Here is a 22,715-nt window from a genome sequence, read left to right on the forward strand (position 1 = left end):
TAGTTTCCGCAGCAGGGCTGAAAACTATCCGTATTTTATGGGTGCAAACCTGCCCGAATCCTGAGAAACCTTCCTGCCTGCATTTATGATATAGTGTTGATTATAAAAATGCTATTTAACGGCAAGTAAACATGTTTTCAGTAAAGGGGGATCACAGGTGGATTTACTATTTTTGGGAACAGGGGCAGGAATTCCGGCCAAGCTTAGAAATGTTACCTCAATGGCATTGAAGCTTCTGGAGGAGCGGGGGACTGTCTGGCTGTTTGACTGCGGGGAGGCAACTCAGCATCAAATCCTGCATACATCACTGAAGCCCCGGAGAATTGAAAAGATTTTTATAACCCATATGCACGGCGACCACATATACGGGCTTCCCGGACTTCTTTCAAGCCGCTCCTTCCAGGGAGGCGAGACAGAGGTAGAGGTGTATGGGCCCAAAGGGCTGAAGGATTATATTGAAATCAGCCTTTCGGTGAGCGGGACCTATTTAAAGTATCCGCTACAGATCATTGAGGCAGAAGAGGGCGTTGTTTTTGAAGATGAAGATTTTAAAGTGGAGGCAAAGCTTCTTGACCATGGAATCCCTTCTCTTGGATACAGGATCGTGGAAAAAGACAAACCGGGCACTCTCCAGGCTGATAAGCTGAAGGATGCCGGAGTCATGCCGGGGCCGGTTTACAGGGATATCAAAAATGGGATTCCTGCTGTGCTGGCGGACGGCACTGTGCTGAATCCCGCAGATTTTCTCGGTCCGGATATCAGAGGGAGGATCATCACGATCCTGGGTGACACAAGGATGTGCGCAAACGCCCTTGATCTTGCCAAAGATGCTGATCTGCTTGTTCATGAAGCGACCTTCCAGGCGGGCGAAGAAACAATGGCACGCGACTATTTTCATTCCACTACCGTGCAGGCTGCGGAAATAGCCAAACAGGCCAACGCAAAGAAATTGTGCCTCACACATATCAGTGCACGCTATGAAAGAGCAGACTGGGCAATGCTCACCGATGAAGCGCGCACTGTGTTTCCAGCTGCCGACCTAGCAGAGGATTTCAAGGAATTCCATATTCCGGTGAATAATCAGGAGGGAAAAACTTGAAGACACTTTATATCGTTCGCCATGCCAAAGCCGAAGGCCAGCCGTTTGAATCCCGGCTGACTGAAGAGGGAAGAAGACAGGCTGTGGAACTTGCCGGTTTTTTTAAGGATAGGCCTGTTGATTTTATCTATTCAAGCCCATTCATCAGGGCGCTGGAGACGGTCGGGCCGCTTGCAGAGTCTAAAGGGCTTGATGTTTCTGCTGATTCCCGGCTTGGGGAAAGGGTGCTGAGTTCTCTCTATTTTTTGATGACTGGCAGGCTAAGCTCATGCAGAGCTTTGATGATTTCGGACTGCGCTTTGAAGACGGAGAAACCCAGGAAGAGGGGATGGCAAGGGCTGCATCTATCTTAAAAGAAGCCCTCCAGCGCCCCGAGGAGTACATACTGCTTGCCAGCCACGGAAATCTGAGCACGCTCCTGCTCCGATATTTCGACGAACAGAGCGGCTTTGATGTACTGATGAAAATGTCCAATCCTGATGTTTTCAGGATTGCCATCAGTGACGAGGGACATGTTCTGGAGCGGATTTGGACGGAAGAATGAAAGAAGAGCGTGCAGCCTTATGTGGCTGCATGCTCTTTTTGTATCTGAGGAGGGCAAGCGCCCTCCGCTTTTCTATTGTCCAGCTCCGGCTCCTAGGTGCTCGAGTCATAAGCCAATCAGGCCAGAAGGTTAAAGAACAACCTTCCGTCCTGCTCGTCTTATGCTTGAGGCCCACAGGATGTGGGTCATGCAGACGTTGCCACAGGACGTGGCGTTTTTAGTCTGCGTTCCTTAGTTGAACAGTCGCCTCCGCTTTTCTTATTGTCCAGCTCCAGCGGCTAGAGCCTCGAGTCATAAGCCACGGCAGAATTAAAGGCAAAGAATGCCTTTTATTCTGCCGCGTCTTATGCTTATCGGCTCTGGGCAAGCCGCTTCCGCTTTTCTTACCACCCTCTATCATATTGTTTCGGGGGTTCGATTTCGGTGCCGAGCTGTTTGGCTGCGGTTTTTGGGAAATATGGATCGCGGAGCAGCTCACGTGCGATGAAGATGAGGTCTGCCCTGTCGTTTTGCAGGATCTCTTCAGCCTGCAGGCCGGATGTAATCAGGCCGACGGCGCCTGTCGGGATGTCTGCTTCATTTTTAATGGTTTCCGCGAATTTGACCTGGTAGCCGGGATAAGCGTGAATACGGGCCGGCACAAGTGCTCCGGAGCTTACATCGATCAGGTCGATGCCCTGTTCCTTCATCCAGCGTCCGAATGTTACATAGTCCTCGATATCAAGTCCGTTTTCATTGTAGTCGCTCGCTGATACCCTCACAAAGAGCGGTCCGTCCCAAACAGTCTGGATGCTGTCGATGACTTCCCTCAGGAATCGGTAGCGATTTTCTGCATTCCCGCTGTATTCATCTTCCCTGAGATTGGATAGGGGAGATAGAAACTCGTTGATCAGATAGCCGTGGGCCGCATGGATTTCTATAACCTCGAATCCTGCTTTCTTAGCACGGACAGCGCCTTCCTTAAAGGCTTCAATCGTTTCTTTAATCTCTTCTTTTGTCATTTCTTTCGGCATTTTCATTTTTTCATTGAATGCCACGGCAGATGGAGCAATGATTTCGCCCTCGATAACCGCTTTTCTGCCTGCATGCGCAAGCTGGATGCCGGCACGGGTGCCATGCTCCTTCATCATGCCTGTCAGCTGCTGCAGCCCCTCGATATGATCATCGCTCCAGATCCCGAGATCCTGTGGTGAAATGCGGCCCTGCGCAGTTACAGCGGTCGCTTCCACAATGATCAGGCCAACCTGTCCGACAGCTCTGCTTGTATAATGGGTCAAATGCCAGTTTTCTACTTTTCCATCTTCATTATGGCTGGAATACATGCACATTGGCGCCATGACGATGCGGTTTTTTAGTGTGACGTCTTTCACTGTGTACGGAGAAAATAACTTTGTGTCCATAATTGCCTCCTTCTTATTTCGTGCAGCTAAACACTTTTAGTATAGCAGGGGGCAGAAGGGAAGGAAAAAGAAAGCGCTCACGCTTATTTATTTTCTTGGCGCAGCTCCTTCAGGCTGTATTTTGTACCCCGCCAGACGATGCCTCCCCTCTTAAGCGTCAAGAAACTTGCGCGCATGATGCTGTAGATGAAAAGAAGCGCCGTTAACGGAAAAACGAGAAAAAGGGCGGGCGAAAAGGGGATCATGCGGTTTGAAATCATCGTATAAAGGCATCTCAACAGAATGATGTTTGCTGCACTGAGCCCCATGACGAGCCGATCTGGCGAAAAAACGGCAAAGAAGGGAAGCACCTGGGAAATGAAAGTGCCGGCAATGGCCAAAAGCACCATGCTGATCCGGTAATGGAGGCCGGCGAATGTATTTTTCTCAAGGCCCATGAATGCTTCCCCCAGGCTTGTATACCATTCAACTTCAAGCAGTTCCAGCGCTGCAGCAATTTTCTGCCTGTACCCGAGACGCTTCATCAGCATCCCGAGCATCAGGTCATCATCCGGCCTCATCCGGATGGATTCGTGTGTGCCGGCATCTTCGTAAGCTTTTTTGGAAATAAGGTTGAAGGCGCCGATCCCGATCCCCGTTTTCGATTTCGGCCTGTTGGCCAGCCAGGGGCGCTTATAATAGGAAAAACCGAAAAGGAAAAAGCCGATGAACGCTTTAAGCCAGAAGCTGTGTGCTTTTAAAGCCGGGGCTGCTGTAAGATGATCGAGACCGTGGCGCCTGAAATAGGAAAGTGACCTGCCGATGGCATCTTTCCGGAATATCACGTCAGCATCAGTAAAGAGGAGTATATCTCCCTTTGCCATTCTTGCTCCTCTGCAGAGGGCATGGTTTTTCCCGAGCCAGCCATCAGGCAGTTCATTGATATGAAGCACCCTGACCCTTGCATCTTCCCGGGCAAGCTTTTCCATGATCAGCCCCGTGCTATCCTCTGACCGGTCATTAACAAGGATCCATTCGAGCTGTCTGTAATTTTGTGCAAGCTGGGTGCGGATGCTCTCTTCGATCACGGGTGCTTCATTTCGTGCTGCTGTGACAATTGACAAAAGAGGGCCGGAAGCCAGCTCTTCTTCATCCTCAAGCCGGTCAAGCCTCCGCAAGCCCCAAAAGGCATCAGCTATGGCGCATATCCAGATGATGATGCAGAATGCCAGAAGAATGGCCAGCATTTCTTTCACTTCCTCCCTGTGTTTGGCTCCATTTTAAGGAAAGGGGGAGAGGTGTTCAACTTTGGCTATTCTTCTGCCGCAGCTCCTCTGTAATCGCTGCACCAAGGCGCCCGGACTGAAGGGCAGCTTCTTTAATGCATAATTTGAAGGCCTCCTGGACGCCATGGCTGTCGAGCACGCGGATCCCGGCCTCTGTTGTGCCTCCTGGGCTGGTGACATTCCTCCGCAGCTCTTCTGGATCTTTATCAGAGCGGGCTAGCATGGCCGCTGCGCCAGCCAGTGTCTGGATGATGAGCTCCTTTGCTACCGGCTGGTCAAGGCCGGCCTCGGCTGCGCTTTTCTCCATCGCTTCCGCCAAATAATAGATATAGGCAGGGCCGCTCCCCGACAGGCCGGTCACTGCGTCCAGCTGTTCCTCCTCCACAAATACCGCCGTCCCGACGGTCTCGAAAATGTCCCTGGCGAGTGCGGCCTGTTCCTGGGTGGCTTTCAGGTTTGCCGCCAGGGCTGTGGCCGATTTGCAGACAGCTGCAGATGTATTAGGCATGGCCCTTATGATGGCAGGCTTGAGGCGGGAGAGTCTTTCAATGCTCTCAATCGGCACCCCGGCAAGGACAGAAATGATCAGCATACTTTCATTCAGATAAGGAACAAGCCGCTCCATCGCTTCTGCCGCATCCTTTGGCTTCATGGCCAGGATGACGGCTTCCGCTCCGGACAGCACCTCCTCCATGCTGTGGGTTGCGTGTACGCCATAAGTGCCTGCCATTCTTTCAAGCCGCCCCTCATTGCTTTTATTGGTCACATAAATACGTTCAGCTTTCACAAGCCCGTTTTCTATCATTCCTGCAATCAGTGCTTCTGCCATGGATCCTGCCCCGATGACCGCCAGTTTTCTCATAATGATCAAATCCTTTCTGTTTTTGGTCCGTTAAAAATAAAAAGCCCCCCGTCCAGTAAAGGACGAAAGGCTTTGCTTCCGTGGTACCACCTTCATTCACCAGGCCCGTCATTGATCCAGGTCTGGTGCAGCTTAGCGCCCGTTAACGCCGGGACAGGACGTCAGGTTTTCCTGACAGCTCATAAGGTAGGTTCAATGTTCAAGCGGGCGGTGAAGCCTTTCAGCCGGCGGGCTTCACTCTCTTTCGCCATTTCCCATTTACTGGCCCTATTCAACGCTTTGTTTTTTATAAAAAGGCTTTGTTAGTGTACTTTGTTGATTTTGGGCTCATTCGTGTAAAACTTTGTTTTACACCATTTCAGCACAGCTGAAATGAGCCCAAAATCAACAACAATGTTTAACAAAGACTATAAAAAAAGATGTTTTTGTGATTATGCAAGAAAAGGAGCTGCCCTGTCAATAGGCTTTCATCATGATTTTTTTAACCATTCAAGAAAAGTTATGTGAAAATAATGACAATTATATAGAATAAAGTTAAACTTACAATATATACTGCCTGCTGATTCTCCAAAGTATACATAGATTCTGTGTTTTTTCCGGCAGCGGCCCTCTTTATCCTTCACTGAAATGATGGTGCTGCTGAAGGATTCTTTTTATATCCATTATTTTATTTAAATATAATTTCAAGGAGATAAGAAAAATGGCTGAATGGAAGAATGATATCGCAAAATTAGTCATCCCTACCCCTTTTCCGGTTGGAGATGTGAATGTTTACCTGATTAAAGGCGACAGGCTGACTTTGGTGGACGCCGGCCCTAAAACAGAAGAAGCATGGGAAGCGCTGAGCCATCAGCTGCAGGAGCTGAAGCTGAAGCCGCAGGATATTGAACAGGTGATTCTCACCCATCACCATCCTGACCATGCCGGCCTGCTTGATTATTTTTCCCCTGAACTCGAGGTTTACGGACATCCTGCAAATGAACGCTGGCTGAACAGGACAGAGGCCTTCTTTGATATGCATGACCGCTTTTACAGGGGACTTTTCCGCGAATTTGGCATTCCGGATGCTTATTTGCCGTTCATTGGACTGATGAAGAAAACGCTTATATTTTCCTGCAGCCGCTCTCTTACCGGCTCCATCTGTGAAGGCGATGAGCCGCCAGGCCTGCCGGGCTGGAGCGCAGTGGAAACCCCGGGGCATGCACAAAGCCATATAGGCCTGTACCGCGAAAAGGACGGCACTTACATCGGAGGGGATCATCTGCTTGCCAGGATTTCTCCAAATCCTCTCCTCGAGCCTCCGCTTCCTGGAGAAACAGAACGTCCAAGACCGATGCTTCAATATAATGAGTCACTGAAAAAGCTGCTGGAGATCCCTATCAGCCTTGTGTATTCGGGCCATGGACCTGAAGTGAGCAAAGTTCCTCCGCTGATTGAAAAGAGGCTCGGCCGCCAGCATGACCGGGCAATGCAGGTCAAAGGATGGCTTGAGAAAGAGCAGCTTACTGCCTTCCAAGTATGCCAAAGGCTGTTTCCGGCTGTTTATGAGCGTGAGTTTAGCCTGACTCTCTCGGAGACGGTAGCCCAGCTTGACTATTTGGAGTCGTTAGGGGAAATTGTTATTAAGGAGGAAGACGGCGCCTTCTTTTATACAATTGCTGAATGAGGTGGTTTTTTGCTGTCAGGACGTCTTAGAGATAAAAAAATTGTCATCACCGGGGCATCAGGAGGCATCGGAGCGGAAATGGCTGCCCTTTGCGCGGAAAGAGGAGCGAGGCTGTGGCTTCTGGCGCGGAATCAGGAAAAGCTGGAGGAGATTGCCGGTACACTTGGAACCCGTTATGATGCTGAAGTAAATACAGACCGGCTGGATGTTTCTGATACAGAGGCGGTCCAGTCTGTTTTCGCCCGGATCCTGGGCGAGTGGGGACATGTCGATGTGCTCGTGAACAATGCCGGTTTCGGGGTTTTCCGGGAAGCGCACGAAGCGCCGATCGAGGAAATAAAGGGAATGTTTGATGTGAATGTCATCGGGCTGATGGCCTGCACGAGCATGGTTCTGCCTTCTATGAGAAGCAGGCGGTGCGGGCATATCATAAACATCGCATCCCAGGCAGGGAAGATCGCTACGCCAAAATCGAGCGTATATTCTGCCACAAAGCACGCAGTTTTGGGCTACTCGAACAGTCTCCGGATGGAGCTTGCCGATCTGGGGGTGCATGTAACAACAGTCAACCCTGGCCCGGTCAGCACTAATTTCTTTAATATTGCAGATGAAAAAGGGACGTATGTAAAAAATGTCCAGCGTTTTATGCTGCAGCCGCGCTATGTGGCAGAAAAAGTGGTGGACAGCATGCTGACCAGCCGGAGGGAAATCAACCTCCCGCGCTGGATGAATGCCGGCAGCACCATTTATGCCCTTTTCCCGCGCCTTTTTGAAAAGGCCGGCCGGCGGGCATTCAATAAAAAATGAGTGCGGTTTTATCTGGCCCGTACTCATTTTTGAGGGGAATCGCGCAATAGTGCCTCCCAGTTTTGCAGAGTTGCTAATAAAACCGGAAAGCTGCTAATAAACGGGGAAAGTTGCTAATAAAATAAAAAAGTTGCTAATAAAGTCAAAAATCCGCCTTTCGCCAACAAACAGGGCCCTCCAGCAGAGGGTCCTGTTTGTTTTTCATTTCTTTCTTTTCTCAAAAGTAAGGAGACCCGGTGACAAATCCATATACCGCATCTTCGACTATTTCGTGCAGATCCGCTCCTGCATCTTCATTTTTCTTCTCCTTAATACTCCTGTAAAGCTCTTCAAATTCCCTGCTGCCGGGCTTGATCAAGCTGCCGTCATGGCCATACTGGCCAAGGCAGCCCGCCACCATTTTATATATTAATTTCCTGTCCATCAAGATACCTCCCTCCTCGCCATTATAGCCAATCTTTCCCCCAATGGAAGCCCGGTCCGTCAGGCTGCGAAACAATGGAAAAACAGCTTATCTGCTGGCAGGCAAACCGTAATCAAGAAATTCGTCGTAAAATTTCCATTGAATACGAACGCATATTCGCTTAATATAGTGGGTATAATTAATTAGAACAGATGTTCTTTTTGCATCTGAAGTGAAAGCTAATGAACCGCTAAGAGGGATGCAGCCAAGCGCCAAGGGAGAGAAAAGAAATGATCGATTACAGCACGATGCCGAACAACCAAATTTTATGTGTGGATATGAAAAGCTTTTATGCAAGCTGTTCCGCTGTGATGGAGGGCCTCGACCCGCTTGAATGCTATCTTGCTGTAGTAGGTGATAAAAAACGGAAAGGGAGCATCGTCCTCGCCGCCTCCCCGCGGATGAAAAAGGAATTTGGCGTCAAGACCGGAACCCGCTATTTTGAAATCCCGAAAGATCCCCGCATTATCGTGGTAGAACCGAAAATGGCCACCTATCTGAGAATTTCCACCGAGATCACCCGTGTATTTCACCGCTACGTCCCGAAAGAAGCCATCCATACTTACAGTGTAGATGAAAGCTTCATCAAAGTGGACGGAGCTGCAAAGCTTTGGGGCGGCGCGTATACCATTGCCGAGAAAATCAAGGATGATATTGAAAGGAAGTTCCAGCTGCCCTGTGCCATCGGTATCGGCCCCAATTTGCTGCTCTCCAAGCTCTGCCTTGATCTTGAGGCAAAGCAGAAGGGGATTGCCGAATGGACATACGATGACGTCAAGGAAAAGCTCTGGAAGGTTTCGCCCCTGAGGGACATGTGGGGCATCGGGAGAAGGGTGGAAAAGACCCTGAACGGAATGGGCATTTTCACTGTCGGACAGCTGGCCCGCTATGATCTGGAAGCGCTGGAAAAGAAATTCGGGATCATGGGGAACCAGCTTTACCACCATGCCTGGGGCGTTGATCTTTCCGACATCGGCGCACCCATCATGGAGGGGCAGATCAGCTTTGGGAAAAGCCAGATCCTGCTGCGCGACTACAAGGATGAAGGGGAGATCAAGCAGGTGATCCTTGAAATGTGCGAAGAGCTGGGAAGAAGGGCAAGAAACCACCGCAAGGCGGGAAGGACAGTCAGCTTTGGCGTCGGGTACAGCCAGGATGAATTCGGAGGGGGCTTCTACCGGTCACGCACCATTGATCAGCCTACCAATGTCACCATGGATATTTACCGGGTCTGCCTGGAGCTTTTTCAGGAAAATTACTCTGGAAAGACGGTCCGGAAAATTTCAATGGCTCTCGGCAATATTGTGGATGACCATGAATTCCAGCTCAGTCTTTTTGACCTGAACAGCTGGAAAAGCCGGGAGCTCGGCTACACCGTCGACAGCATCCGCCGCCGTTTCGGATCCGGTGCGCTGCTGCGGGCGATATCGTATACTGCGGCAGGGACAGCCAAGCATCGGGCCACACTGGTCGGTGGCCATAAAATGTAAGGAGGCAGAGATATGATCCGGGACAGGGGAAGGATAAAATGGACGTCAATGATGCTCCCAGAGCATGTAAAGCTGCTTCGCGACTGGGCGAAAGAGGACACCTATGAAAAGCCGAAGGAACTGGATGAGCAGCAGCTGGAACAGATGAATGAGACGCTTGCCGAAGCGATGGAGTTCGGCCAGGCGGTCGCCATCACCCACTTCCGGAGTCACCGCCATGAACTCGTAATCGGAAACATCCACTATTGGGATGAAATCGGCCAAAAGCTTCATGTCATTGACCATTTTGGCGAGGTCCACCGCATCCCGCTGAACGCGGTTGCCGATGTCAGGGCCGCAGGGGAATAGCGGCAGGAAAAGAGAATGGATTTGCGCAGGGGGAGCACCTTAAAGGCAGGAGGTGTTTCTTATGCCAAGAGGCAAAGAGCTTGAGCAGCTGCCCATGTCCAATATTGCTCCGGGAGCAGGGGCGGATAAAGGGAAGTTTAACCGCCATTCGCTCAGCGGAATGGAGCGGAAAGACCAGCCGCGTCCGGAAGATGCCGGGGGAAAATAGCCCTTGATCCGGCAGACGGGGCCGCATCTGCCAGGCCCGCTTTAACAGCAGGGCAAAGCGGGAGCGCTGAGCAAATGAAAAGGTGGAATGCCTGCTTTATGCTAGAATGGGATTATGAAATGAAAGCAGGTGATTTTCCCATGAAAATTACAGTCACTCAAACAGCACAGGAAAAGCTCAAGGAAAAGACAGCAGGAAAAGAAGGCTATTTAAAATTAAAATATGATACAGAAGGCTGCGGCTGTGTTGTCAGCGGCGTAAGCGCCTTATGGCTGGTGGATGAAGTGGAATCCGGCGACAGGGAAATCAGCACCGAAGCCGGCAGCATCTTTATAGAAAAATCCAAAGAAGTTTTTTTCGATGAAAGTATGACAATTGATTATTCCAGTCAAGCGGGCTGCTTTCAGTTGAAAAGCCCGAATCAGTATTTGAATCCGAGAATGATCTTCATTAACAAGATTTCCTGAGGCAGGCCGCAATGCGGTCTGTTTTTTTGTGCTTTCATTTTGAAAAGCCGGCGCCGAATGGGGGAAATGGAATTTTTATCAATAAAGGTTTCGAAATTGCGGGATAAGGCTAGAGAAACATAGCGATGTATGATGTATGTTACAGGCTGTTTCTACATTTAATGATAAAAGAAACGCTAAAGGGGGCGGGAGAATGAAGAAAAAGGCAGGCTTATGGATCATGCTGGCGGCCATCTTCCTTGCAGCATGCCAGCCTAAAACCTTCGAGGAAGCGATGAGCACAGAAGTGCCTTTCAATGTGCAGAAGGTGATACATAAAGAAAAGGTGAAGGGCGGCACGGTTGTTTTGTATCTGACAGAGCAGGAGCGGGAAGCGGACAATGGGGCGGAAAAGGTGCAGGCAGTTGCAGCCGCCTATCTGCAGGAAAGCAAGAAAGCCGGCTGGAAGAACGCGGGCCATAACCATTGGGAATATGAGCAGAACGATCATATGACGGTCTATCCGGAAACCTTCTATCAATATGACACAGAAGGCAATTTGAAGCATAAAGTGCCGGTCGTGTTTGGACGGATCCTGAATGATGACATAAAGGCAGTAGAGGCGGGGAAGAAGGATTCATTCCAGCCGGTGAAGCTGATAGAGACGGAAGAGGGGCGCTTTTATTTTGCGGCCGGTGAGTTCGAACTCGTGAGGGGCCTGTCTGCCGAAGGAAAGGCCGTCAGCCAGCAGAGAAACAGATAAGGATCAGAAGATGCACGGCGGACGAGAATGCGGGAGCCAAGGCATAAAGAAGGAAGGAGGCTTTAAGGAGCCTCCTTCCGGTCTGTTTAAGAACCGGCAGCCACCGGACCCTTTTTGAAAATATAGTCTTCAAGAAACTCGTCGATGGCTTTTTCATAGTCATTGCGGTTTTCATTCAAGGATTGGGCATGGACCCCGTTCATGGCAAGAAACAGTTTTTTCGGACCGGCCTTGCGCAGGAAAAGGGCCTCTGTCATGGTGGGCAGGATAAAATCATCCTTGGTGCTGTGGATGAACAGCACCGGCTTTTTGATCTGGTCGATGACCGAGATGGGAGACACCTCGTTAAGGGAATATTTTTCCCTGAGCCGCAGGAAGATATCTGCAACTGGCAAAACCAGCTGAGGCGGCAGCTTCATCTCTGTTTTCAGCCGGTAGGAAAGCTGCTCCCTGAAATCCGAAAATGGGCAGTCGGCCACATAGAAATCAGCACCATCCTCAAGCATGCCCGCATACAGCAGCATGGTTGCAGCTCCCATTGATTCACCATGGATGCCTAAAAGCAGGTCACCCCCTTTTTCTTTCTTCAGCCAGTGGACAACGGCCTGGAGATCGAATTTCTCATAATGGCCATAGCTCGTCGTCTTGCCGCCAGATTCTCCATGCCGGCGGTGGTCATAAATCAGGGCATTGAATCCGCGGTTGAGAAACAGATTCATATACTTGATGCTGTTTGTTTTATTTTCGGTCACCCCATGGCAGATGATGATGTATTTATTAGAGGAGTGCGGCTCTGCGAGAACCGCCTTCAGGGAATACCCGAAAGGGGATGGGATAAAAACCTCCCTTTTCGCCAGGCTGCTGAAGGAAAGGGGATCCACCCTCCCGGCTTCAGTTTCCCTGTTGAGGATGAAGCTGTCATCCTTTTTCTTCATATACATGATCCGATTGGTGAAATACACACCGATCGAGGTTAAAAAGACGAGCAGTGAAAAAAGGTAACGGAATGCCTTTCTCAAGACGATCCCTCCAAAATAAGGTTTTTTCTTTATTTTACCATTAGCAGATGCTCTTCGAAATAAAAACGAACCGAAAATCAGCGTTTTCTGCGTTAAGAAAAATTCTGCTCTGATGAAGAACAAAAGCGCAAGCGCCTTGATCACCTTAAGGAACGCAGACTAAGAACGCCACGTGCTGTGGCAACGTCTGTATGACCACCATCCTGTGGGCCTCAAGCCAATCCTCCCGGAAAGGCGTTCTTTGCCTATTTGGGAGGGTTGGCTTGTGACCTCGGCGCAGCTGCTGGACGTTGATCAAGAATTGATAATAATCCACAAGACTTACAATTTATAAATTCCTATACAACGAAAAACAGCCGCGGTAATCGCGGCTGCCGGACGGCTATTGCGGAGAATTCTGGCCCCTTGCCGGGTGAATGGCTTTTTCCAGCTCTTCAGCCGCAATCGTATGATTGACAGTATCGCTTGCAGGCTTGCCTTTCTGGCTGTTCCCTTTGTCCCGCTTCTGGCTCATGAAGATTCCTCCTTTGATTTAGCATTAATTCTTAAAGTGCTCACAAAAGCGGAAGTTATACAGATAATCGGGATTATGCCTGTTCCCCGGATGCCTCTCTCAGCTGCAGCTGGTAAATGGCGCTTTCAATCGGCCGGCTGAGATGGGGCTGTACAATATCGATGGCATCCATAAGGCGGTCCAAATTGATGCCTGTACTGATTCCCATCCGTTCAAGCATATTCACAACATCCTCGGTTGCCGCATTACCTGCCGCGCCTGGGGCGAACGGACAGCCGCCAAGGCCGCCTGCAGAGCTGTCGAAGCGGTCGATCCCTGCCTGGAGGGCGGCAAAAATATTCGTTAAAGCCATCTTCCTTGTGTCATGGAAATGCGCTGTCAGCAATACATCCGGAAATTCGCGCTTCAGCCTGCTGAACAGGGAGTACGCCTCATGCGGGGCAGCCATGCCGATCGTATCGGCCACGCTCAGCTCATCTGCCCCGGCGAGAGTAAATTGGCGGCAAAGCTCCACAGTCCTGTCTTCCTCTATTTTGCCTTCATAAGGGCAGTAGAAGCTGGTCGAGATGCAGGCGCGCACAAAGTAGCCTTTATCCTTCAATTCCCTGACAAGCGGCAGGATCTCCTCCATGCTTTCTGCTGTTGTTTTGTTGATATTTTTTTTGTTGAAGCTGTCGCTTACCCCAACGAAGACAGCAATCGCGCCGCAGCCGGTCATATAGGCGCGCTCGATCCCCTTCCTGTTGGGGGCAAGGACAATATCGCGCACCCCTGATCCAATGGAGCTGGCGGCAATTTCAGCTGCGTCCGCCATTTGCGGCACCCATTTAGGGGAGACAAAGGAGGTAAGCTCCATCTCGGCAAAGCCGGCTTTTTTCAGCGCGGATATGAATTCCTTTTTAACAGGGGTGGGAATGAACGTTTTTTCATTTTGAAGCCCGTCGCGCGGGCCTACTTCTATGATGGTCGCTTTCTTTGGCAGGCAGAGGGTCATGATTTCACTCCTGACAACATATTTTTATTTGTAGATTGCAAGATGAATGAAAGGGCTTTCTTATATTGTAGGAGGAAAGGAAAATAAAAAGCAAGAATAATAGAAATTTTGACAAAATAAAAGGAATTTCTCATTTTTGGCTCGAACTAATACATATTGCAATGAAGAAAAGCGAAAGCGCAGAACGCCACGTCCTGTGGCAGCGTCTGCATGACCAGCTACCTGGGGCCTCAAGACGATTCCTGCCGGATAGGCGTTCTTTGCATTTTGGAAGGATTGGCTTGTGGGGAGGCGCTGAAGCGGGACAGTTATCAGAGTCGAAAAAATACTTCTTTATCTTGCGAGAAAGGGTGAATAGCATGAAGCAGACAGACATCGTAATAGCGAGTGCTGTAAGGACGGCGATCGGGAGCTTTAATGGGAGCCTGAAGGGAGTGTCGGCTCCGGAGCTTGGGGCGGCTGCCATAAAGGGTGCATTGGAAAAGGCGGGGCTTGAGGCAGGGCAGGTGGATGAAATTATCATGGGGAACGTGCTGCAGGCGGGACTGGGCCAGAATCCGGCAAGGCAGGCAGCTATTTTAGCGGGGATTCCTGAAAGCGTTTCCTCAATGACGATCAATAAAGTCTGCGGCTCCGGCTTGAAGGCGGTGCATCTTGCCTATCAGGCGGTCCTGGCAGGGGATGCAGAAGTCGTCGTTGCGGGCGGCATGGAGAATATGAGTCAGGCCCCTTATTTGCTTAAAGGGGCCCGAGATGGATTTAAAATGGGCGATCAAAAGCTGGTAGACAGCATGGTCTCTGACGGGCTGTGGTGTGCATTTAATGATTACCATATGGGCATGACAGCGGAAAACCTGTGCTCGCAGTATGGCCTGAGCAGGGAAGAGCAGGACACATTTGCAGCATGGAGCCAGGAAAAAGCGCAGAAAGCACAGGAGGCCGGGCGCTTCAGGGATGAAATCGTGCCTGTTGAAATTCCTCAGCGCAAAGGGGATCCGGTCATCTTTGACAGTGACGAATATTTGAAAAAAGGAACGACAGCCGAAAAGCTTGCAGGCTTAAGGCCGGCCTTCAAAAAGGACGGCTCCGTTACTGCCGGCAATGCTTCCGGCATTAATGACGGTGCCGCAGCCCTTGTTGTGATGAGCAGGGCAAAGGCGGAAGAGCTCGGGATACAGCCGATTGCTGTCATCAAAGCAAACGCAAGTGCCGGCGTAGATCCGAGCATCATGGGAATCGGTCCGGTGCCGGCGGTCAAGAAGGTGCTGGAGAAGGCAGGAGTTTCAATGGAAGAACTGGATTTGATTGAAGCAAATGAAGCTTTTGCCGCTCAATCCCTCGCAGTAGGAAAAGAGCTCGGCTTCAACAATGAAATTCTGAACGTAAACGGCGGGGCAATTGCGCTTGGCCATCCGATCGGCGCCAGTGGTGCAAGGGTCCTGGTTACGCTCCTGCATGAAATGAAGAAGAGAAATGCAGAGAAAGGGCTGGCGGCACTTTGCATCGGCGGCGGCCAGGGAGTAGCGACAGTTGTTGAGCTTGCCTAGTCCAGCCTGCTCTGAAGGGAAGAACAGCACATGAAGAAAAATATGAGAGGAGAGAAACGATGAAAACAATACATACATCCTTCCAGGAAGCAGTTGCCGGCATCCAGGATGGAGCGACACTGATGGTGGGCGGCTTCGGACTGTGCGGCATTCCTGAGAACCTGATCCTTGCCCTGGTGGAAAAAGGGGTGAAGGACCTGACCGTTATCTCCAATAACTGCGGAGTGGACGATTGGGGCCTCGGTCTGCTGTTGAAAAATAAGCAAATCAGAAAAATGATCGGCTCTTATGTGGGCGAGAATAAGGAATTTGAGCGCCAGGTGCTATCAGGGGAAATCGAAGTCGAGCTGCTGCCGCAGGGAACGCTGGCAGAGAAGATCCGCGCCGGCGGTGCCGGCATCCCGGCATTTTATACACCTGCTGGCGTAGGGACCCCGATTGCGGAAGGAAAAGAGACCAGGATCTTCAACGGAAAGGAATATTTGCTTGAAGAGGCGCTTTCCGCAGACTTCAGCCTTGTCCGAGCCTGGAAAGGGGACCGTATGGGAAATCTCGTATACCGGAAAACGGCGAGGAATTTCAACCCTATGATCGCAGCCGCAGGGAAAACAACGATAGCGGAAGTGGAGAACCTTGTAGAGACTGGCGGGCTGGAGCCGGAAAACATCCATACGCCGAGCATTTATGTTCAAAGCATCATTAAAGGCAGCCAGGAAAAACGGATTGAGCGCCTGACTGTCAAATCATAACTAAGAAGAGAAAGGAGCAGCAGATATGAGCAGCGATAAAGGCGCCGTGCGCGAGAAAATTGCCAGACGGGCAGAGAAAGAAATTAAAGACGGATTTTATGTAAACCTCGGCATAGGCATGCCGACACTTGTAGCCAATTATATTTCCGAAAACAAGGAAGTGGTCCTTCAATCCGAGAACGGGCTTCTTGGAATCGGGCCCTATCCGGATAAGGAAGATGTGGATGCCGACCTGATCAATGCCGGAAAAGAAACCGTTACGGCCATACCGGGGGCAGCCTATTTTGACAGTGCCGAATCTTTTGCGATGATCCGGGGCGGGCATGTCAATGTCGCTATTCTGGGAGGCATGGAGGTTTCCGAGGAAGGGGACCTGGCCAATTGGATGATCCCAGGCAAAATGATCAAAGGCATGGGCGGTGCGATGGATCTTGTCCATGGGGCGCAAAAGATCATTGTTATCATGGAGCATACAAATAAAAACGGGGAAAGCAAGATACTCAAGTCCTGCTCCCTCCCGCTGACAGGCAAAGGGGTCGTGGACCGCATCATTACAGAGCGTGCCGTGATAGATGTAACAGCCGGGGGGCTAAAGCTGGTTGAGGTGGCGAAAGGCTTTACGGTTGAAGAGGTGGTCAGCTCGACCGGTCCGGAACTGCAGGTGGACGACTCGGTCTTAACAGAGGCATTTTAATGAAAGTTGGGTGCAGCCTCTGCGGCTGTACCTTTCTTCTGTACACAGAGAGGGGAATTCAAATGGGAATCACTTTTAAAGGGATCGATCATATTCAGCTGGCAGCACCTAAAGGGACAGAAGAGCAGGCCAGGGAGTTCTACGGAAAGCTGCTGGGGCTTGAGGAAATCCCCAAGCCTGGGAATCTGCAAAAGAGGGGCGGCTGCTGGTTCCTCTGCGGCAGCCAGGAGGTGCACATCGGCATCCAGGAAGATTTTCTTCCGGCCAGGAAGGCTCATCCGGGCTTTGCTGTCGAGGATCTTGCCGGACTGCGGAGCAGGCTGAAAGAGGCCGGCGCAGCGATCAGGGAGGAGCCGCCGATTGATGGAAGAAACCGCTTCTTTACAGAAGATCCGTTTGGGAACAGAATCGAGTTCCTCGAATTTATCAGCTGATCCTTACTGAGCAGGGAAGAATTCTGCACTGCTCCTTGTATGCTATAATATCCTGTAAATACGCAAAAAGAGGGATAGAACATGAAGAAAAAACGCCAAACAGCACAGCAGAAAAAAGACGACAAGCCGGTTACACTGGGGGATATGCTGAATCAGGACCTGATGGATCAGCTGAAGGCAGCAAAGAAGCAGCTGAAAGATGAGGAATTGAAGAAGGCAGAAGAAGAGGAAAAAAGAAAGATAGAGGAACGGCGTTTAAAAGAGAAGAATAAAAGCTTTGAAGAGCTTCTTCAGGAGAGCAATTTAAACTGGAAAGAGTATAAATGATGGAAACTGGACCGAGGAAGGTGGAGGTCGTGCCGTACTGCGAAAGCTGGGCCATTTCCTTTCAGGAGGAAAAACAGCTTCTTGCTGCGGTCTTCGGCGAATCAGCAGCCATACACCATATCGGAAGCACCTCCATTCCCGGCATGAGCGCCAAGCCGATCATCGATATCCTGGCCGAAGCGGACAGTGCCGGCCTTTTTGATGAGGCAGCACCCAAGCTGCAGGGATGGGGCTATATAGCCAAAGGAGAAAATGGCATCCCTGGCCGGAGGTATTTTGTAAGATTTACCGAAGCGGGGGAAAGGCTTGTCCATCTGCATTGCTATCCAAAGGGGCACCCAGAAATAGGCAGGCACCTTCTGTTCCGGGACTATTTTCGGAAGCATCCGCAGGAAGCCGGTTTATACAGCAGGACAAAGCTGGAAGCCGCCCGGAAATACCCTTATGATATTGAATCCTATATAAAGGAGAAGGATCCGGTGGTGAAGCTGCTTGATGAAAAGGCGCTGGATTGGCGCCTGCAAAAAAAAGAAAAGGAAAAGGATCTATTATGATCCTGTTCCTTTTTTATGGTTATTTGGCAGTCGCCAGGGCCTATCTGTGCTGTCCATATTGATTTGCCAGGCTGATAGACTGGATGGCCGCCAGTTCTTCAGCTGATAAAGGACCAGCTGCCGCCGCCCTTGCATTCTCCCTGACCTGTGCGGCCGAGCTGGCGCCGGCAGCCACCGAAGCTACTGCAGGATTAGAGAGAACATATTGGAAGGCCAATTCTGTCATTGAACGGTTGCCGGCAGCGTCTTTCAGCCTGCCGAGAACGTCTTCAAGCTCTTTATAGCTGTAATCAAGATAACCGTTTTCCTTTACAGAACCCGAGGCTTTGCCCAGCATCTTATCGCTCAGCATCCCCTTGGCGAGCGGACCGCGGACCACGGCGCTGATAGCATTCTCTTTAAGAAGCGGGAGGGCTGTCTCCTCCGGGCGGCGGTCCAGGATGCTGTATTGCATCATCACAGAAGCGATATTGGATCTTTTCGCGTATTCCCGGATCACATTCGGCCTGATGGAGGAGATCCCATAATGGCGGATGAAGCCCTCTTCCTTCAATTCCTCAAATGCTTCAATTGTTTCATCTATCGGATCATCAAGGGTGCCGCCATGAAGCTGATACAAGTCGATGTAATCAGTTCCCAGCCGCTTCAGGCTTCCTTTGACGGCTTCTTTAATATAAGCCTTAGAAGGATCCCAGCTCCAGCCGTCCTTTGCTTCATTCCAGCGGTTGCCTGCTTTTGTGGCAATAATGACATTTTCACGCACTTCCTTGAGTGCTTCGCCGACGATTTTTTCATTTTCCCCGAAATCGTACAGATCTGCTGTATCAAAATAGTTGATTCCTTCTTCTAATGCTGCCTCGATGATCTTCTTTCCTTCCAGGGCGTCTGTGCCAAGCGACATGCAGCCAAATCCAAGCTCGCTTACGTACAGTCCCGACTTTCCGAGCTCTCTCTTTTTCATAATTTTCACCTCGAATTTATAATGCATCCATTGTATCGAAAAGAAGGGCACAGCCACAAATATAAAGACTATTTTACCCTCCGGAGCCGGACTTTTTTCTGGCTGGCAGCTGTTTCTGCCGAATCGATCCATTCCTTGATCAGTGTATGTTTCAAAGTGTACTCTCTCAATTTTTCGCGAATCTCCCATGCCTTGCCTGCAAGGATAACGCCTTTAGAGTGGACGTGGACTTTCAATTCATACTCCCCCAAATAAAGTATGATAAAATGTATGAGCAGATAATCGGATTAGAACTGGAGTGATAGAACAGTGAAGCATCCTTTAGAAGAAAAAACGATAAAAACAGAGCAGATTTTTAACGGGAAGATCATCTCCCTTCAGGTGGATGATGTGGAACTGCCGAACGGAAAAAGCTCAAAACGGGAGATAGTCAAGCATCCTGGAGCAGTAGCTGTCATTCCCCTTACAGATGACAACAAAATCGTGATGGTAGAGCAGTTCAGAAAACCTCTTGAAAAGGCCATTGTGGAAATTCCGGCAGGCAAGCTTGAAAAAGGCGAAGATCCGGAACTTTGTGCAAAGAGGGAGCTGGAAGAAGAGACAGGCTATGTTTGCGGAAAAATTGAAAAGCTCGTTTCCTTTTATACTTCACCCGGTTTCGCTGATGAGATTCTCCATATTTACGCGGCAAGGGAACTGAGCAAAAAAGAAAACCCTGCTGTTCCGGACGAGGATGAATTTGTCGATGTAATTGAGCTTACTCTTAAAGAGGCACAGGCTTATATAGCAGATCAAAAAATCCATGATGCCAAAACAGTCTATGCTGTCCAATATCTCCAAATCGAACAGCTGAAAAGCAGATGATGCTTCAAACTTATTATGCCGATATGCACATCCATATCGGCCGGACAAAGTCAGGGCGCGCCGTTAAAATAACCGGTGCCAGATCACTTGTGTTTTCAAATATCATAGAGCATGCAAGGGACAGCAAAGGACTTGATATGATCGGGATAATTGACTGCCATTCACCCGAGATAATTGACGAGATGGAAGAGCTGATGGCCTCGGGCGAGCTTGTGCAGTCACCTGAAGGAGGTCTGCTGTACGGCGGCCTCGCAATCATCCCAGGGTCAGAGCTTGAAATCTATGATGAAAGCTGCAAGGGCCCCATCCATGTTCTCTGCTATTTTCCCAGCCTTGATGTGATGAAGGAATTCTCTTCATGGCTGAAAGGCCGCCTTAAAAATATCCATTTAAGCTCACAGCGCATTTATGCAACCGGGAAAGAACTGCAGTCACAGGTAAAGGCACTTGGCGGATTATTCATTCCGGCCCATGTCTTCACGCCTTTTAAAAGCATGTATGGAAAAGGGGTGGACCGGACGCTTGAGGAGGTCTTCGATAAGGATCTCATCGATGGGATTGAACTGGGTCTGAGTTCGGACACAGAAATGGCTGATATGATACAGGAGCTGCACCAGTACCCTTTTCTCACAAATTCAGATGCTCACTCCCTCGGAAAAATAGCCAGGGAATATCAGCAGATTGAAATGGCCGGGCCTTCATTCAATGAGTTTCATTTAGCCTTGAAAAGAGAGGGAGGGAGAAGGATTTCCGCCAATTACGGACTGGATCCGCAGCTGGGTAAATACCATCAGACGGTTTGTATGGACTGCCATTCCCCCCTCGCTTCCGGGCATAATGGCTGCTGGAAGTGCGGAAGCCGAAAGCAGGTGAAGGGAGTGGCCGAACGGATTATGGAGCTGAAGACGGCTGTGGATCCACCGGCAGACAGGCCGCCATATGTCCATCAAGTGCCGCTCGAATTCATTCCCGGCCTTGGCCCGAAAATCCTTGGAAGGCTGCTTGATCATTTTGGGACTGAAATGGACATACTCCACAGAGTGCCGAAGGAGGCCCTGAAAGAGGTCATTCCAGATAAGCTTGCTGTGATGATCGCCAAGGCGAGAAGCGGCCAGCTCAGCTTGAAAGCAGGCGGCGGAGGGAAGTACGGAAAGGTTGAGCAGGAATAGCAGCCGGAGCCGGAACGGTCGGAGAGCCGGGCTATAATTGTAAATGTCTCGCAAGAACCGGATCCATAGAGCGGATCCGGTTTTTTCTATTCTTTTATCTTTGCAAAAATACAAGTGTCCCTCAGTGCATCTCCGCTGGCGCAAAGGGTATTCTTTCTTAAGGTAGCTTCCAGAGTAAAGCCGAGCTTTTCGGGGATTTTTCTGCTTGCTGTGTTCTCCGGGTCACACCGGATCTCAATTCTGTTGGCAGACAGGCTGCTGAATGTAAACTCAATAAGGGCTTCGACCGCTTCGGAAATATATCCTTTCTTATGATGGCGCGAATCGCACCAATAGCCGATTTCAAACCTGCCGGCCTCCCAGTCGATGCGATGCAGGCCTGTCGAGCCTATGAAGCGGCCGTCTTCTTTGCGGTATATATGGAGCCTGATATCTTCCCTCAGCCAGAATTTGGCGTAAGATCGGCGGATTCCTGCTTCAGTTTCTTCGAGGGACTGCTCCTTGCCGGCGAAAGGCAGCCACTGTTTCAGCTCATTCTTTGATGCCATGACAGCATCATACACTTCTTTCCCATCGCCTGGCAGGCAAGGCCGGATATACAATCTTTCTGTCTCTGCAATGATCTCAGGAAAATCGATTAAAACTGGATTCATTTTCCATTCCTCCTTTGTGATTGTTCCGATTATATCGGGTGGCACAAAGACTGGCAATATATTTTTTTAATAATGGCAAAATGATAGAATCCTGTCATAGACTGCTCTTTCCTGCATAGGATGTAGTAATAGATTCTACAGGAGGAAGAGCAATGAAGAAACGTATGTACCAGAACTTTGCAGCCAATCATTTCCGCGAGCATTCCTCGATTTACTTATTCGTCATCGTCCTGTTTCTGATGGGGGTCATTTTTGGTGCCGTAGTGGTGAACAGCCTGAGCTTCAATCAAAAGGAAGATTTATATTACTATCTATCGCAATTTTTTGGACAGGTATCGGCCGGCACTGTAGCTGAGTCACATGATCTTTTTATCCAAAGCCTGTTTCATAACAGCAAGTTCATCGGCCTGATGTGGCTTCTCGGCATCTCGATCATCGGCCTGCCGGTCATCCTTGTGCTTCTATTTATAAAGGGGATGGTTGTCGGATTCACGGTCGGCTTTCTTGTAAACAGGATGGGCTGGGATGGATTCCTGCTTTCCTTTGTGTCAGTCATGCCGCAGAATATCATCATTATTCCGATCTTTATAATAACTGCAGCGATGACAGTGGCTCTGTCCTTAAAAATGATCAGGAGGCAATTTATGAAAAATCTCGGCCAGCCAGTCGTGCCGATGTTCGGGAAATACTTGGCGGTGTTTTGCGCGGCAGTTGTATTATTATCAGTGGCTGCCGGCATAGAAGCCTATCTTTCCCCGGCTTTGATGAAATCTGTTGTCAGCAGTGTAAAGCCTTGATTAATTATTTGATTAATTATAATATGATAATTAATATAATTTAATATAATATTTGTATCATCTTATTTATAATGATTT

General features: G+C 49.7%; 28 protein-coding genes and 1 pseudogene. 19 read left to right on the top strand and 10 right to left on the bottom strand.

What is annotated here, in order from left to right; all coding sequences use genetic code 11:
- Positions 1-157: 157 nt before the first annotated feature.
- Genes rnz through ACQCVH_RS02875 form a run of 3 tightly spaced genes read left to right on the top strand, consistent with a single transcriptional unit; the run spans position 158 to position 1,643 of the window.
- On the top strand, positions 158-1,099 hold the full coding sequence (gene rnz, locus ACQCVH_RS02865) for a ribonuclease Z (RefSeq protein WP_426834348.1): 942 nt from the start codon (positions 158-160) through the stop codon (positions 1,097-1,099).
- The gene (locus tag ACQCVH_RS02870; protein WP_426834349.1) at positions 1,096-1,452 is read left to right on the top strand and encodes a histidine phosphatase family protein; all 357 of its coding nucleotides are present in this window, start codon (positions 1,096-1,098) and stop codon (positions 1,450-1,452) included. Before rnz ends, ACQCVH_RS02870 begins: the two co-directional genes overlap by 4 nt.
- Complete coding sequence (locus ACQCVH_RS02875) at positions 1,428-1,643, top strand: hypothetical protein (protein WP_426834350.1); 216 nt, start codon at positions 1,428-1,430, stop codon at positions 1,641-1,643. The genes ACQCVH_RS02870 and ACQCVH_RS02875 overlap by 25 nt, the downstream gene beginning before the upstream one ends.
- A gap of 383 nt (positions 1,644-2,026) precedes the next feature.
- Here the strand turns inward: ACQCVH_RS02875 and namA are convergent, their stop codons facing one another.
- The 3 genes from namA to proC form a co-directional block, all read right to left on the bottom strand.
- Positions 2,027-3,043 carry an NADPH dehydrogenase NamA gene (namA, locus tag ACQCVH_RS02880; protein ID WP_426834351.1) on the bottom strand — a complete coding sequence of 339 codons (1,017 nt, stop codon included), beginning with the start codon at positions 3,041-3,043 and terminating at the stop codon, positions 2,027-2,029.
- Positions 3,044-3,126: 83 nt separating this feature from the next.
- Entirely contained in the window at positions 3,127-4,269 is a 1,143-nt protein-coding gene (locus tag ACQCVH_RS02885; RefSeq protein ID WP_426834439.1) for a glycosyltransferase family 2 protein, read from the bottom strand.
- A gap of 55 nt (positions 4,270-4,324) precedes the next feature.
- A complete protein-coding gene (proC, locus tag ACQCVH_RS02890; protein ID WP_426834352.1) occupies positions 4,325-5,170 on the bottom strand; it encodes a pyrroline-5-carboxylate reductase in 846 nt (281 codons plus the stop codon).
- A gap of 700 nt (positions 5,171-5,870) precedes the next feature.
- Here proC and ACQCVH_RS02895 point away from each other — a divergent pair.
- Both ACQCVH_RS02895 and ACQCVH_RS02900 read left to right on the top strand, forming a co-directional pair.
- The gene (locus ACQCVH_RS02895; RefSeq protein ID WP_426834353.1) at positions 5,871-6,836 is read left to right on the top strand and encodes an MBL fold metallo-hydrolase; all 966 of its coding nucleotides are present in this window, start codon (positions 5,871-5,873) and stop codon (positions 6,834-6,836) included.
- A 12-nt stretch (positions 6,837-6,848) separates the two neighbouring features.
- Positions 6,849-7,643, top strand: coding sequence for an SDR family NAD(P)-dependent oxidoreductase (locus ACQCVH_RS02900; protein ID WP_426834440.1), 795 nt, complete (start codon positions 6,849-6,851; stop codon positions 7,641-7,643).
- Positions 7,644-7,860: 217 nt separating this feature from the next.
- Here the strand turns inward: ACQCVH_RS02900 and ACQCVH_RS02905 are convergent, their stop codons facing one another.
- Positions 7,861-8,067 (bottom strand): YqzH family protein, encoded by a 207-nt coding sequence (locus ACQCVH_RS02905; protein WP_426834354.1) that lies wholly within the window; start codon positions 8,065-8,067, stop codon positions 7,861-7,863.
- Between the two features lie 269 nt (positions 8,068-8,336).
- Between ACQCVH_RS02905 and ACQCVH_RS02910 the strand changes: the two genes are divergently transcribed.
- From ACQCVH_RS02910 to ACQCVH_RS02930, 5 genes are all read left to right on the top strand, one after another.
- A complete protein-coding gene (locus ACQCVH_RS02910; RefSeq protein ID WP_426834355.1) occupies positions 8,337-9,596 on the top strand; it encodes a Y-family DNA polymerase in 1,260 nt (419 codons plus the stop codon).
- Between the two features lie 12 nt (positions 9,597-9,608).
- On the top strand, positions 9,609-9,944 hold the full coding sequence (locus ACQCVH_RS02915) for a YolD-like family protein (protein WP_148974502.1): 336 nt from the start codon (positions 9,609-9,611) through the stop codon (positions 9,942-9,944).
- A 61-nt stretch (positions 9,945-10,005) separates the two neighbouring features.
- Positions 10,006-10,152: a hypothetical protein gene (locus ACQCVH_RS02920; RefSeq protein WP_224900651.1), complete on the top strand. Its 147-nt coding sequence runs from the start codon at positions 10,006-10,008 to the stop codon at positions 10,150-10,152.
- 140 nt (positions 10,153-10,292) lie between these two features.
- Complete coding sequence (locus tag ACQCVH_RS02925; protein WP_426834356.1) at positions 10,293-10,619, top strand: iron-sulfur cluster biosynthesis family protein; 327 nt, start codon at positions 10,293-10,295, stop codon at positions 10,617-10,619.
- A gap of 193 nt (positions 10,620-10,812) precedes the next feature.
- Positions 10,813-11,361 (top strand): hypothetical protein, encoded by a 549-nt coding sequence (locus ACQCVH_RS02930; protein WP_426834357.1) that lies wholly within the window; start codon positions 10,813-10,815, stop codon positions 11,359-11,361.
- 86 nt (positions 11,362-11,447) lie between these two features.
- Here the strand turns inward: ACQCVH_RS02930 and ACQCVH_RS02935 are convergent, their stop codons facing one another.
- The 3 genes from ACQCVH_RS02935 to ACQCVH_RS02945 form a co-directional block, all read right to left on the bottom strand.
- Entirely contained in the window at positions 11,448-12,380 is a 933-nt protein-coding gene (locus ACQCVH_RS02935; RefSeq protein WP_426834358.1) for an alpha/beta hydrolase, read from the bottom strand.
- Positions 12,381-12,762: 382 nt separating this feature from the next.
- Positions 12,763-12,894, bottom strand: coding sequence for a hypothetical protein (locus tag ACQCVH_RS02940; RefSeq protein ID WP_009794737.1), 132 nt, complete (start codon positions 12,892-12,894; stop codon positions 12,763-12,765).
- A 73-nt stretch (positions 12,895-12,967) separates the two neighbouring features.
- A complete protein-coding gene (locus ACQCVH_RS02945) occupies positions 12,968-13,888 on the bottom strand; it encodes a hydroxymethylglutaryl-CoA lyase (RefSeq protein ID WP_426834359.1) in 921 nt (306 codons plus the stop codon).
- Positions 13,889-14,247: 359 nt separating this feature from the next.
- On the opposite strand from ACQCVH_RS02945, the gene ACQCVH_RS02950 reads away from it, so the two are divergent.
- The 6 genes from ACQCVH_RS02950 (at position 14,248) to ACQCVH_RS02975 (ending at position 18,193) form a co-directional block, all read left to right on the top strand.
- Positions 14,248-15,435, top strand: coding sequence for an acetyl-CoA C-acetyltransferase (locus tag ACQCVH_RS02950; protein WP_426834360.1), 1,188 nt, complete (start codon positions 14,248-14,250; stop codon positions 15,433-15,435).
- 59 nt (positions 15,436-15,494) lie between these two features.
- Positions 15,495-16,184: a CoA transferase subunit A gene (locus tag ACQCVH_RS02955; protein WP_426834361.1), complete on the top strand. Its 690-nt coding sequence runs from the start codon at positions 15,495-15,497 to the stop codon at positions 16,182-16,184.
- A 25-nt stretch (positions 16,185-16,209) separates the two neighbouring features.
- On the top strand, positions 16,210-16,878 hold the full coding sequence (locus ACQCVH_RS02960) for a CoA transferase subunit B (RefSeq protein ID WP_426834362.1): 669 nt from the start codon (positions 16,210-16,212) through the stop codon (positions 16,876-16,878).
- Positions 16,879-16,940: 62 nt separating this feature from the next.
- Positions 16,941-17,312: a VOC family protein gene (locus ACQCVH_RS02965; protein ID WP_426834363.1), complete on the top strand. Its 372-nt coding sequence runs from the start codon at positions 16,941-16,943 to the stop codon at positions 17,310-17,312.
- 81 nt (positions 17,313-17,393) lie between these two features.
- Positions 17,394-17,639, top strand: a complete 246-nt coding sequence (locus tag ACQCVH_RS02970; RefSeq protein ID WP_257991732.1) for a YqkE family protein — start codon at positions 17,394-17,396, stop codon at positions 17,637-17,639.
- The gene (locus ACQCVH_RS02975; RefSeq protein ID WP_426834364.1) at positions 17,636-18,193 is read left to right on the top strand and encodes a GrpB family protein; all 558 of its coding nucleotides are present in this window, start codon (positions 17,636-17,638) and stop codon (positions 18,191-18,193) included. The genes ACQCVH_RS02970 and ACQCVH_RS02975 overlap by 4 nt, the downstream gene beginning before the upstream one ends.
- Before the next feature lie 40 nt (positions 18,194-18,233).
- Here the strand turns inward: ACQCVH_RS02975 and ACQCVH_RS02980 are convergent, their stop codons facing one another.
- Together ACQCVH_RS02980 and mciZ are read right to left on the bottom strand one after the other, a co-directional pair.
- Positions 18,234-19,154 (bottom strand): aldo/keto reductase, encoded by a 921-nt coding sequence (locus ACQCVH_RS02980; protein WP_426834365.1) that lies wholly within the window; start codon positions 19,152-19,154, stop codon positions 18,234-18,236.
- Between the two features lie 157 nt (positions 19,155-19,311).
- A pseudogene (gene mciZ / locus ACQCVH_RS02985) lies at positions 19,312-19,390 on the bottom strand (Z-ring formation inhibitor MciZ); the annotation flags it as partial.
- Positions 19,391-19,463: 73 nt separating this feature from the next.
- Between mciZ and ACQCVH_RS02990 the strand changes: the two are divergent.
- Positions 19,464-20,018, top strand: coding sequence for an NUDIX hydrolase (locus tag ACQCVH_RS02990; RefSeq protein ID WP_426834366.1), 555 nt, complete (start codon positions 19,464-19,466; stop codon positions 20,016-20,018).
- Positions 20,015-21,187, top strand: a complete 1,173-nt coding sequence (locus ACQCVH_RS02995; RefSeq protein WP_426834367.1) for an endonuclease Q family protein — start codon at positions 20,015-20,017, stop codon at positions 21,185-21,187. Before ACQCVH_RS02990 ends, ACQCVH_RS02995 begins: the two co-directional genes overlap by 4 nt.
- Positions 21,188-21,273: 86 nt before the next feature.
- On the opposite strand, the gene ACQCVH_RS03000 is transcribed toward ACQCVH_RS02995, so the two are convergent.
- A complete protein-coding gene (locus ACQCVH_RS03000) occupies positions 21,274-21,840 on the bottom strand; it encodes a GNAT family N-acetyltransferase (protein ID WP_426834368.1) in 567 nt (188 codons plus the stop codon).
- A gap of 152 nt (positions 21,841-21,992) precedes the next feature.
- Between ACQCVH_RS03000 and spoIIM the strand changes: the two genes are divergently transcribed.
- Positions 21,993-22,637: a stage II sporulation protein M gene (spoIIM, locus tag ACQCVH_RS03005; RefSeq protein WP_426834369.1), complete on the top strand. Its 645-nt coding sequence runs from the start codon at positions 21,993-21,995 to the stop codon at positions 22,635-22,637.
- The last annotated feature ends 78 nt before the right edge of the window (positions 22,638-22,715 follow it).

This window comes from Bacillus infantis (assembly GCF_050107595.1).
GTDB classification, from domain to species: Bacteria; Bacillota; Bacilli; order Bacillales; family Cytobacillaceae; genus Bacillus_AB; species Bacillus_AB infantis_C.